Source organism: Psychrobacter sp. GW64-MNA-CIBAN-0177, assembly GCF_040309585.1.
In the GTDB taxonomy this organism is placed as follows: Bacteria; Pseudomonadota; Gammaproteobacteria; order Pseudomonadales; family Moraxellaceae; genus Psychrobacter; species Psychrobacter okhotskensis.
The window spans coordinates 1-274 of sequence record NZ_JBEOOY010000219.1 but is presented as its reverse complement, the minus strand read 5'-3'; the positions used below and the strand labels follow the sequence as shown (position 1 = coordinate 274).

The window sequence follows — 274 nt, the reverse complement described above, 5'->3', positions numbered from 1 at the left end:
ATTCAACCGCACTTGCATCAAGGCCCAGCGTTTGTGCCACTTTTTCAGCGGCTTCTGCAGGCAATGGGTGTTGGCCTAATAAAGCCGCCGTCACGTAAACGTCGCTTAAACCTGTGCCCTCTGCAATTTGTTCAAACGACAGATTTTTTTCTGCTTTTGCAGCAATAATTATATCGGTTAATGCTAGGCGCGCCGTGTTGCTCACTTGAGATTGGATCATAATAGTACCTCTTACAATGGTTGGTTAAACAGCTACAGGAAGCTGAATTGGATA

1 pseudogene is annotated in these 274 nt (G+C 45.3%); it reads right to left on the bottom strand.

Annotation, left to right across the window (positions count from 1 at the left end):
• A pseudogene (locus tag AAEY79_RS14845) lies at positions 1–220 on the bottom strand (cyanate hydratase); the annotation flags it as partial.
• Positions 221–274 lie beyond the last annotated feature (54 nt).